Raw genomic sequence first — 11,202 nt, forward strand, 5'->3', positions numbered from 1 at the left:
GGAAATAGCATCTGTCGGCTCGGACGTTTTGGAATCGGCCGATCGTCCATAGTCACCACGCTCAGTCCTGCGATCCAAACCTTTGGGCCAAGTCGTATACTGTCGATCCCGCGCCTTTGAGCGGCAGGCTTGCAACCTAGGTCGGACACCGAACAAAGCGAGCTGCCTCGACGCAACCCGTTGCACGATCGACGCGACTAAATCATGCGCCCCTGCGAAATTCTTCAACAATGCGTTGCTGTCCCAGCTCAGCCGTTATGGACCAGCGTGGGATGACGTTGCTTATGCGCGACAGGCGCTAAGCATGTAATTGTCGGCAGGCTCGCCTTAGCGTCTTCCATCAGAATATGGATATGCTCATCCTGAAACGTGTTGGAACGTGCCCGGCGATTAAAATGCTTGAATCGACCGTGGCGTCAGGTTGTAGGCAGCACAAAGCAGGATCGGGCGCCTTTGCAGAAATGTCATGTTGGGAACTAACGTCGCCAATGTCACGAGAACTAACGCATTACCTAAAGTGGTCGCTGCAAATGCTGCCAGCCGTGTTGGCCTGGCGAGAGGGCCTGGTGCGCGCGATGCACCGACGATTCGTTAGTACCGCAACAATGATGCCGAGTGCGCAGTGGAAGACTGCTCCCGGTGATGCGGCGACTTGCTTTTCCCAGACAGATGATACTCGCGGGGAGGAACAGTGAAGGGTATGCAGCTCAAGAGAGGTTTGTTGAAACAGAAACAACGAGGGGATTGGACTTACCGTGTGCCTCGCCATGTAATCGCCCTTGTTTCGATTGCGATCGCAGCTACGTGGTGCGCGGGATACGCTCGCGCCCGCGAACTAAGATCAGAAGAGATCTTGACGTCTTGCAGACCAGACGTGATGCGCTTCTGTGACCGCTTTACAGGACGTGGCGATGTGGACGCGGCCATGTTTTGCCTGAGGGATAATTTCAAGCTCCTACGTGTCGAATGTCGCCGGGTGATGCCAATCGCGGCGCAGAGAAAGGGCGGATCGAAAAAACGAGGGGTCAACAACGTCCCAATCGTCCTGCATCGGGAGTGAAAACGGAGGGCTTCTTGAGCACGGGAAGCCGCTTGCATTAGGCGCCGATCGTGCTTCCGAAGGAACCGGTTGGTGCCGTTGCGGGCTCCTCAACGAGCGGTTCAATGGATTCGCTAGAACTGATGGGACTGCTTCTCGTTGAGTGCACCCGAGAACTCAAGACCAGAGGAAATGCGGTCGTCAGGAGCCTTTCGAAGGCGGAAAGCTGTTCGAGCAGACGCTTCTCAACGGCCTCACTCTCCTCGAGAGGCAGCTCCGTTTTAAGCAGCCTACGACAGCGCCAGATCTCGTTTCGCACCCATCTGATTTCACTTAATCTATCATCGATCGAAGTCATCACAAATGCAGGTTCGGTTGACATTGGAATTACAACGCGTACGCCTCAGCACTGCGCAACCGCTGCATCCGCGGTCATGCGATGGACTGCGCCTGAACGTGCGACTTGTCGTCATTGCCCGGCGCATGTGGCGAGCGATTAGATGTATTCAAGGCTCCTATCAAGCGACATCACTTTGCGCTAAGTGCGCGACCGGAATTTGCCGCGGATCGTTGCGGGTTTTCTGCGTTACGATCGTGCGAGTTGCGGAATTCCTGCGCTCCACAGGGGATCGGAGCGGGAGCTCGCGACTGCAAGCATAGCGATGTTGACCTCGGGCGGCGTACGCTATCTCGCAGCTTCATTGCGCTTGCCGTTCCCGCGCTTATCGGCGGACGATCGCGATCGTCTTCTCAATGGGAGGGGACGCGCGCTCACCGACATCATGGAAATGGCGTGGCGGAAGTATTGTCCCCTATAGATAAGACGAGTTCTACCGCGATATCCTGCGCGCGAATCGATCGACGAATGCACGAGCGAGCTTGGGATATCAGATGGAGAATGACAGTTGAAGTCGTTTGAGCTGAATAAGGCTTGCACTGATAGTCATTGCGATCGTCGGTCGTGCAAAGTGCAAGCCAACATTTAATGGCTTGAACCTCACGCTGCGTCAGGTTGTAGGATGTAAAGCCGTAAAGACAAAGGAGGCTGGGGTGACCATCGAGTGAGTCAATATGATCCGGCAGGCGAGCTTCCTGTTGCCGATTGTCTCACTCGCGGGCCAGGGGCGAGTAGGTGCATCGATCGGCTGGGACGATGCCGTGTTGGCCGTTATCAGCTGCGCTGCACCGGAGTCGCGATATGCCACGAGGTAATGGAATGATGCGCGTAGAATTGCTGACAGCGGCTGCAATCGCATTTCTCGTCGCGCAGGGAGGGCGCCTTCGGTGAACAGCCCGGCTCTCGCAAGCAGATGCCTAAACTGCATAGGCGGTTACTATCAGCCAGAAGCGAAAACCGGCCGCATTGAGCTCGTGGTCGCACAAGGCGCTGCGGCGAAAGCTCGGAAGATCCCATGTCTGCTCAAGCCAATCTGACCGCGGCGCTAACCGAAATCGATCGTGCTCGCGACATCGTTGAATTCTCAACTGTGGTGGTTGCGCGCGATAAGCAGCTGCGCAAGACGGACCATCCGGTCTTTTTGCAAAAGGCAGCCCTTGAGTTTCAATCTAGGTTCCTGCCAAATTTCGAGGAAAGCATCCGTGCCGGGAAGTCGTGGGGCTATGCCACGACGTGCAATGCAGTGAGCCGAAAGGCCGGAGGTCAGGCCGGCCGGGACGCATGCGAGAGAATAGCTTGTCGTCTGTCGCTGTTCGACCATGCGCTGATTGGGAAAATCGGAATAAGGGCGCTTTCCATATTTGCAGCATCATTCGGTCGGCACTCCAACAGAGCGGAATGTCGCAAAGGGGCAATCAGAATAGCTAAGTTTTGTCGCGACGAAAGCAGGCCGCTTCAAGAGTTGAACAACCTGAGCCTGGCGGCGCTAATAAACGGCTTCAGTAAATGGCCGGAAGAAGCAGAGTTTCGCCAGGCAGCGGTTGCAATCGCGGGCGATGTCATTCGGCGCGCAGGCCGTCATCACCAGCTCTCTGACTTTACACAGCAAGGATTGGTGAGCCTGGTCAACGGATTCAGCAAATGGCCGGATGAGGCGGCCTCATGCAAGGCGGCAGCCGTGCTTGCACGCGAAATTCTGCGTCGTTCCGGCAGGCTCTGCGAATTTCCTCAGCAGGGATTAGCCATCCTGGTGAACGGCTTCAGCAAGTGGCCGGAAGAGCTGGCCTGTGGTCAAGTCACGATTGCGATCGCAGGCGAAGTCCTTGGACGGGTCACCCAATTTCCTGAGCTTAGCGAGCAAGATCTAGCAAATTTGGTGAATGGCTTCAGTAAATGGCCGGATGAGGCAGTCTCTCGTCAGGCCACAGTCGCGATTGCAAGTGAGCTGCTGCGCCGTGCTGACCAGCTTCCTCATTATAGTCAACAGGGACTGGCGAACTTGGTGAACGGGTTTTGCAAGTGGCCTGACGATGCGACATGTCGTAAGGCGGCAGTCGCGATCGCTGGTGAGGTACTTTGGCGTGCTGCCCAACTCCCCGATCTTACTCAGCAGGGGCTGGCGAACCTGGTGAACGGATTTAGCAAGTGGCCGGGAGAGCCGGCGTTTTGCCGCGCAGTAGTCGCACTCGCTCATGAGGTTCTGCGCCGTGCCACTCAGCTCTGCGAGTTTTCACAACAGGGACTCGCGAACTTAGTGAACGGCTTCAGCAATTGGCCGGAGGAGCTGCCCTGTGGTCAAGTGACCGTTATGCTCGCGGGCGAAGTCCTTCGCCGCGCCGGGCGGAGGACGGGGCTCTCAGACTTTACCGGCCAGGACCTCAGGGGCCTGGTGATCGGTTTCAATAGATGGCCGCAGGAGAGCGCGGCTCGGCAAGCCACGATCGCGCTTGTTAATGAGGTCCTTGGCCGCGGTGTCCGGTTTTTTGACTTTACCAAGCCGGAATCGGAGAGTCTGTTGGATGACTTCAGCAGATGGCCGCAAGGCGCTACGGGCCATGAGGCGATAGTGAAGATCATCGGGGAGCTGCAACTCATACAAAGTGAAGCTACCCAGCCTCGTACGGGGGAGAAGTGGTCCAACCAAACGAGGCAATCCACCAAAGAAATCTCTTCCTAGCCGTATTCAACGCGCATGATGCGGCGACGTCGCAATACGACAATCCCACGCAGCGATGCTCTCGTGAGGCCGTCGGCGGCGTCTACAGTTCACAGAATCGAAAAAAATCAGGAGGATGTAGTTCTTGGTCCAGGCTGAGAAGGATGTCGTCGAGCAGATGCTCTCATCATTGACGATCAGCTTGTTGCAGAATCGTGTCGCGCCTTCCTATGAACAGGTGATGCATCATTTCGGCTTGGCCTGCGAGAGAGCGGGGCTGGTCGCGACGGAAGAGGTGGCAATCCGGATATTGAAGCGCGTCTCACGTGAGATCAACGAGGCGCATTCGGTGCTCGAGTTTGTCGGTCGCGGCGCGGATCTACTACATTGAGGTCGAGGTTAAGGACTTCCATCGCATCTGCAGATGCAGCTGTTCAATTGTTCAACCGAAAAGGCCTTCTGGCAAGCGCCAGGTCGTCAGCTTTCGTTGGCCGAAGCCTGCGGCAACGTGAGTCGATCTGGCGAGGATCGGTCCTCGCCGCCCGATGTCGGAATAGGTGGGAGTTCGTCATCCAGGAAGACATAAGCCAGCCCTTGCCGATTACGTCGGAGCGCCCCGTCTCGCAGTGAAGCGCGAGCGATCTTACATGGGTTGCGCGCTTTCAACCTAGGGTACCGATGCGGCTGTCTGAACGAGCAGGCAGGAATTGTGGCCTCGCGCGCAACAGGGGCGGCAACTGGCCGTCTCAGCGCCGCCGTCGAGGCGCCATGAACAGCGAGCAATTTGCCAGGCTATCGTTGATCCTCGTCCGCGTTTCGTCAGTACACCGTTGACATCTAAGCTTCGAGAGAGGCCGATGGCTAGACCTCCGCCCCCTTGTTGCTCGCTCCGAAGCCCGTCAGCTTATCGACAGCTACGTCTTGTAGCAGAAGATCTTTGCTTTGGCGGGCAGGTCCGGTTTCAGATCTGGCGGAAGAGAACTGGATCATCATCAAGCGATACCACCAAGCCTTGGCGCGGGCGTTCTGCGTCCGCTGCAGTCGCCCGGCCGAAAAGACCGGCTGGACGTTTGTGCCGATCGCGGGTCGTGACCGCGCTTTGATCGCCGGCTTTGTCATCAGCCGATGAGCACGCCAACCATGGTAAGGCCCGACGGCTTAAAGGTGCGGCTCCGCACGCATTCGCTTCATTTGGACAGGAAGAAACGGCGTCGATGAATACAGAACAACTTGGCTCAGGCTCTCCTTCCGAAACTTCCGATTCGGAAACGTCCGAGCCGGGGTCTCCGGCCACGACGCAGTGGCGCGAAGCCCTGACGGATGCGCTGGCATTCGCCAATGAGGCATCCAGCCGGCAGCATGAGACCTTGGCGGACTGGGCTGCCGAAGACGGGCAGGGGCAACATGAGAATCGTCAACAGGCGGTAAGTCGAACGATGGATTGGCGGCAGACGGGCGCCCTCAATGAGGCCCTGGATCTGTCATCGCTGTCCCTGACCTCCTTGTCTGGACCGATCCTGGCCGGGCTGCGTCGCCTGAACGTCGATGACAATCAACTGAACAGCCTTCCCGCGGACCTTCCGGCTGGTCTCCGGCGGCTCTATGCCAGCAATAATCACTTGACCAACCTGCCTGAGCTGCCTGCTGGCCTGCGACGGCTATATGTCATCAGCAACGGGCTGACCAACCTGCCGGCACAGTTACCGCCCGGGTTGCGGCGCCTGAACGTCGATAACAATCAGCTGGCCAGTCTGCCTGATCGCCTTCCGGCGACGCTTGAGGAACTGGATGCTAGCGGCAACCGCCTGAGCAGTCTGCCCGAGCTTCCAGCCGGGCTCCAGCGCCTGAACGTCGATTACAATCAGTTGACGGCTCTGCCCGAGCCTCTTCCCCCCGGGCTCGAATGGCTCAGCGCTAGCCGTAACGAGCTGACCAGTCTGCCCGAAACGGTGCCTCCTGAACTGCTATGGCTCGGCGCCAGTAACAACCAGCTAACCAGCGTACCCGAGACCCTGCTGACACAGCTAAGTCATGACTCGAGTGTTGATCTGGAGAATAACCCGCTCCCCGATTGGGTGCAGGCCGGCCTGGCGACAGCGATACATGCCGCAGGTTATGCGGGTCCGCAGGTCTTTTTCTCGATCGCCGAAGGAGCTGTGGAAGTCCAGCCGCGGTCTCTGCAAGAGGTTGTCGCGGACTGGCTCGAGGCCGAGCCGTCGGTAATGGCCACCTGGCAGTGCTTCGAACAAGAAAGGGGAGCCCCGGAATACGCGCGGTTCCTCGACCGGCTGTCGAGAACAGTGAGCTCTAGCGATCAGGAGTTCCGGCGGACGGTGATTAATGATCTGCGGCAGGCCGCGACGAACAGCAACTTGCGCGAGCAGTATTTCGACCTGGCCCTTGACGCCAGTGAAACGTGCGAAGATCGGGTCACGTTGACCTGGAACGCGATGCAAAACGCACGCATGATCGAGGACGTCAAGAATGGCGTCTATGATAATGACGGTCGCCTTGCCGATCTGATCGATCTGGGCCGGGTCATGTTCCGCCTGGACGCGCTGGAGGGGATTGCCCGCAAGAAGGTCGAATCGCTGCAAGCCGACGATCGCATCGGCGATGTCGACGATATCGAGGTCTACCTTGCCTATCAGACGAAGCTGCGGGAGCGCCTGGGACTGGAGCACATCGCTCCAGCTATGCGCTTTTTTGACGTCTCGGAAGTCACCGACGCTGATATCGACAGGGCAGAAACGATCGTGCGGGACAAGGAGGCGACGGAATTCGCCAACTATTTGGCGACGCGGTGGGAACCTTGGGAGGTGGTGGTGAAGCGCATTGCACCGGAAGCCCATAACGTGATGGAGACCCGGCTCCACGAAGCAATGGGGGACGAGTTCAAGCACCGACTGAATCATCGGCTCGCGGGTCTTCAACTGATCGGCGACGAGGACGCCGAGCGGTTGCTCGGACCCGACATCTCAAATGAGATCGCCAGCGAGATCAAGGACGGGCTAATGCGCCAGGTGCTTACTGAGCGCGGCCTCCAACTGTGAAGCCGCATTCAATTCCAGGGCCTGCCAGTTCGATTCTTCCTATCGGCGGGTGTCACTACGGCGGGGCAATCTGGGTAGGCGGAGCCAGGCAATCAGGGGTCTTCCGCATATTGGTGCCGTATGAGCGATCAGGATTAGACAGGTTGTCCGGTCGTTCTCAAGCAGCCAAGAGCGCGCGACGATGCATGCGGGTGACGCCAAGCACATTTGTGTGCTGTTGCGCCAGAGCTATCTACGCCTCGCTAAGCGCGCAGCCATCATGATCGACCGCTATACTCACGCTCATCTGCAAGATTGGTGATGATACAATGCTGTAAGCTCGCTTGGGCCCACTGCTTCGGCTTAGTGCAGCGGGGTGCGCAGCCAGGATCAGCATCAGCGCGGTCCAAAGATCTATGCGTTACATGCGCCGGAGGTCGAGCGCAACGGCAAGGGCAAAGCCCGCGCTCCTTACGAGTCGGCTGCAGGGTTAGTATCGCCACCCTTTGACGTCTCCGAAGGGCAGACAGTTCCTCCTCCTTGCCAAGGCATTGCATGGCAATCTCTTCGACGGGCACACGCTCGGCCTTGTCATTGCCGACATGGAGAAGCTCACCGGCGTGGAGACTCGCCGCATCCACGCGACAAAGTGCCATCATGGTCACAAGCACCCGCATCGGCTCAGGGTCTGGATCTCGGGCCAGGTCCGCCGCGTCACCGCTTCCATCCGTTGCGAGATGAAGCGTCGCGCGGCTATCGAGCCCGTTATCAGCTACGTCAAGGGCGACGCTGACGCAATCGAGCGCGGCCTGGGGCGATCTCCTGGTGGTGTGCGCGATGCTCGGCTGGATCAGCAGATCACGGTTGACCTCCTCGTCGAGCACGAAGTCGAGCGGGGTGTTGGAGGCGATGCCGCCGTCCCAATAATGCTCGCCCTCGATGACGACGGACGGTAAGCCCCATCGCACGGAGCGCAACCATCTCAAACGTCGCCTCGACGACCGCATCAACGTCGTCCTTGCCGCCGCCGGCGACAACTTCGGACTGCTCCTCCAATGGCTGGCAGAGCTTTTGCGCGTCATCCGCGCCCTCGTCGAAACCGTCCCGGGTCACAACATTGCTTGAGCCGGGCGCTGCACCGGATCTTCACGGACGACCGCATAATCGAGATGGAATCCTTATCGCAATTGCATTCGATCACGCACCCTATCGACATAGATGGCGAGCGGGAACTTCAAGTTACCCTGGTGCGCCGCAGGCTCTCGATATTCGTCGCCCGAGATCGATAAGGCCCCCGCAGCATCACGCTCGATTCCAAATCGCGAAACATGGTGTAATTTCGTCGGATCCACTGATGCAGCTCGGAGGACCAGTCCTTCTCGTTGCGCAGATATCCGGTAAAAGAAAAGCTAAGTCGGTCTATATATCTCTTTAGAAACAGGGGCAGCGCGGGAATTCGAAGCACCCGCTCTGTGTCCATCGCTTCAGGTAATCCTCCGCACAGCACGAATTCATTGTGGACGGTGACCAGCGACGCCGGAGGAATCTGCCGCCGCAGCATTTCATAGCCACGAAAGGAGATGCGGTCAGCGCCCGCAACGAAGAGGATGATAGGCGCGACATGGCAGCGCGCAGTCTCTTTCATAAAGCCGATCTCCTCGCACATCTTGAAAAATTCGTCGAAGGCGTGGAAGCCGAGGTCGATCACCTTGGCTACCCGATCGTGAATGATCAGCGGGTCCATCAGCTGCATCTTGCCATAAGTATCGATCACATCTGCGGTCTCCGTGATGTTAGGAAGGTAATCGAGCAATGACGGCTCCTTCAGATTGACATCGAAGGAGAGCGCCGTGCCATTTTTCAGCAGCAAGTACTCGCTCACGAGGCGAGCGACGAGGGTTTTGCCGACCTGCGGGCTAGGAGAGCAGATGATGTAGATGGGTGTCGCTAACATAGCCAGCAGATCAATCTCGCTTCGTGCTTGGGCTCAACCCGTCGCTCGTCGATAATGCGATTACTTCTCGGCACTCCGGACTGCTGACTTGGCGCCGGCCAATTCCGTCAGGTTGATGCGATCAAATTCGCTCCAGACATTTGCCAACCAGTGCCGTACATAGCCGCGCAGCACGAAGGAGTTGTTCGCCGGCTCATCGTTCCGCCCCTTATTGGCGACGAAGTCTACGAAAGGGACAGAAGCGACTTCGACCTGCTCATAGGCCATCTCGTTGAGCTTCGGTATGGTCAATTCGGTCGCATGCTTGATACGGTGAAAATAGGAACTATAGGTCGATTGGTCCCACTGGAAGAACTGAGTGTCGTTGATGAAGTTCTTGACCAGATAGTACTTTGCGCCGCCCATGAAAGCTGCGGTCTCGGCGATCTCGTCCAGCGAAGCGATGGATGATCCCAGGATATGGAATACGGCGAAGGTGATCTGGCCGGACCGGGCCGAATCCAAAAAGCCGATGTCGCGCAAGGAGGCCAACGCTGTGGATAGTAAGCCGGCCCGAGCGTCGATGACAGTGACGGACAGTCCTGAATTTAGGGTATCGAAGATCTTCATCTGGTCCGCAGTCGTCGTCATATCGACGATCTCGGTGATTGCGGGATAGAAGCGCTTCAGCGTTCCCCGCGGCGATTCCGTGTCGAATGCGCGTGTTTGCACGTTATTGACATTGAAGTAGTCAAGGAGCGTCCGTGACACGGTCGTCTTGCCAACTCCTCCTTTGTCTGCGCCCACCACAATCACAACTGGCTTCACCATGGAATTCTCCTGAGACACTCGCTATCGCCGCGCGAAGTGCGCAAACGGCGAGTCTCTGCTTTGGGTGTGAACATGGCAGAAAGAAGGGGCAATCGATTCTTCGATCCGAGAGCGGCGCAACTGATGAGGTTTTCCAACGTCAAGCCATCAGAGCTTTTTTGATTGCAGCGGCGATGCAGTCGAGAACAGCAGCTAATCACCCGTGATCGTGCTTCACGGGAGGTTTGTGAGGAGCTGAAAGAGCAATTAGTCGAAGAGTCGCCTCTGCGCAGGTGATGGCCATCGCGATCACCATCAACTGCACAGTTCCAGTTCCTTGACCAGCATGACATGACTTGAAGCTCACGTAACATCAGATTGTAGACTTGGTGGAAGCAGGATCGAGGCAGTGCGGCGCGGCTGCGTAGACGCGTTCGGCCCGTCGGGTCGCAGGCTGTGATGACCTGGTCGATCATCAAACAATTAACTTGACAATCATTGCGGTCGTCTTCGGCAGGTGACGTGGCTAGTCAATTCGAGGATGACAATGAAAGTATCGAGCCATCGGTCTGTTGAAAGACACGCGGCAGGTTTGAGCGCTGGAGTGGAAGCGTAGCCACTTTAGCACCCAGCGAGCCGAAGTTGCCCCCGTGAAGAAGGCGGCGGCCGACCGCTGCGTGCGGCCGCGTCCGAGATGCTTGTTGGGGTCACAGCGGCCTACGTGACGCCTGCGCGTAAAGCGAGGATCTCCAATGGAAGACTGCCATCAGGCTCGCCACCAAAGCACCTGAAGAACGTCGGTCGGACATCGCTTCCCGACGTCAAATAGGTCAACAGAGCCGAGGCTCCGGGCCGCGCGCTCAGCCTGGCAATTTGCGGACGTGGTTGGCGTGATCGGCACGAATTCGAGCTGGAGCCGAATGCGCGTGCGATTTTTTGCAGTCTTTCAGCGCTCGGATTCGCTACACCGTGCTCGATCTCGGCGACCTGACGCGTCGTATGTGTGAAGAGCGTCGCGAACTTGGGTTGCGTTAGCCCTAGGTGGTGTGGACTCTAAGGATTCCCTTTTAGGAGCAAATCAGATTCAAGGCTGCTTTTGGGGAGGCCGCCTTGGGTGTGATGGACCGTTTGGTATTGAGCGACGCGGCGTGGGAGCGGATGGCGCCGTTGATCATAGGGCGGCCCGATCAGAAGGGCTCGACCGGGCGCGACAACCGAATGTTCGTTGAAGGAGTGCTGTGGATCGTGCGTACAGGGTCTCCCTGGCGCGATCTCCCGGAGGTCTTCGGCGATTGGAACAGCGTGTTCCGGCGCTTCAGCCGATGGAGCATCAAG

Annotated in this window: 7 protein-coding genes and 2 pseudogenes; 6 read left to right on the top strand and 3 right to left on the bottom strand. The window is 57.8% G+C overall.

The window, feature by feature from the left end; all coding sequences use genetic code 11:
- Positions 1 to 2,451: 2,451 nt before the first annotated feature.
- From J6525_RS40885 to J6525_RS40905, 5 genes and pseudogenes are all read left to right on the top strand, one after another.
- On the top strand, positions 2,452 to 4,113 hold the full coding sequence (locus J6525_RS40885; RefSeq protein ID WP_225648922.1) for a hypothetical protein: 1,662 nt from the start codon (positions 2,452 to 2,454) through the stop codon (positions 4,111 to 4,113).
- 124 nt (positions 4,114 to 4,237) lie between these two features.
- On the top strand, positions 4,238 to 4,483 hold the full coding sequence (locus J6525_RS40890) for a hypothetical protein (RefSeq protein WP_225648923.1): 246 nt from the start codon (positions 4,238 to 4,240) through the stop codon (positions 4,481 to 4,483).
- Positions 4,484 to 5,306: 823 nt separating this feature from the next.
- Entirely contained in the window at positions 5,307 to 7,145 is a 1,839-nt protein-coding gene (locus J6525_RS40895; RefSeq protein ID WP_225648924.1) for an NEL-type E3 ubiquitin ligase domain-containing protein, read from the top strand.
- Between the two features lie 196 nt (positions 7,146 to 7,341).
- Positions 7,342 to 7,912 (top strand): annotated as a pseudogene (locus J6525_RS47725) (transposase family protein); the annotation flags it as partial.
- Between the two features lie 151 nt (positions 7,913 to 8,063).
- Positions 8,064 to 8,249, top strand: a complete 186-nt coding sequence (locus tag J6525_RS40905; RefSeq protein ID WP_376708635.1) for a hypothetical protein — start codon at positions 8,064 to 8,066, stop codon at positions 8,247 to 8,249.
- Between the two features lie 109 nt (positions 8,250 to 8,358).
- On the opposite strand, the gene J6525_RS40910 is transcribed toward J6525_RS40905, so the two are convergent.
- From J6525_RS40910 to J6525_RS40920, 3 genes and pseudogenes are all read right to left on the bottom strand, one after another.
- Positions 8,359 to 9,078 (bottom strand): hypothetical protein, encoded by a 720-nt coding sequence (locus J6525_RS40910; protein WP_225648925.1) that lies wholly within the window; start codon positions 9,076 to 9,078, stop codon positions 8,359 to 8,361.
- Positions 9,079 to 9,138: 60 nt separating this feature from the next.
- On the bottom strand, positions 9,139 to 9,888 hold the full coding sequence (locus J6525_RS40915) for a P-loop NTPase family protein (RefSeq protein ID WP_092084183.1): 750 nt from the start codon (positions 9,886 to 9,888) through the stop codon (positions 9,139 to 9,141).
- A gap of 696 nt (positions 9,889 to 10,584) precedes the next feature.
- A pseudogene (locus J6525_RS40920) lies at positions 10,585 to 10,896 on the bottom strand (helix-turn-helix domain-containing protein); the annotation flags it as partial.
- 90 nt (positions 10,897 to 10,986) lie between these two features.
- Between J6525_RS40920 and J6525_RS40925 the strand changes: the two are divergent.
- Positions 10,987 to 11,202, top strand: a 216-nt coding sequence (locus J6525_RS40925) for a transposase (protein WP_225648926.1), incomplete at its 3' end; no start/stop codon positions are given.

Origin of the sequence: Bradyrhizobium australafricanum (assembly GCF_020329495.1) — a bacterium.
Taxonomy (GTDB): domain Bacteria; phylum Pseudomonadota; class Alphaproteobacteria; order Rhizobiales; family Xanthobacteraceae; genus Bradyrhizobium; species Bradyrhizobium australafricanum.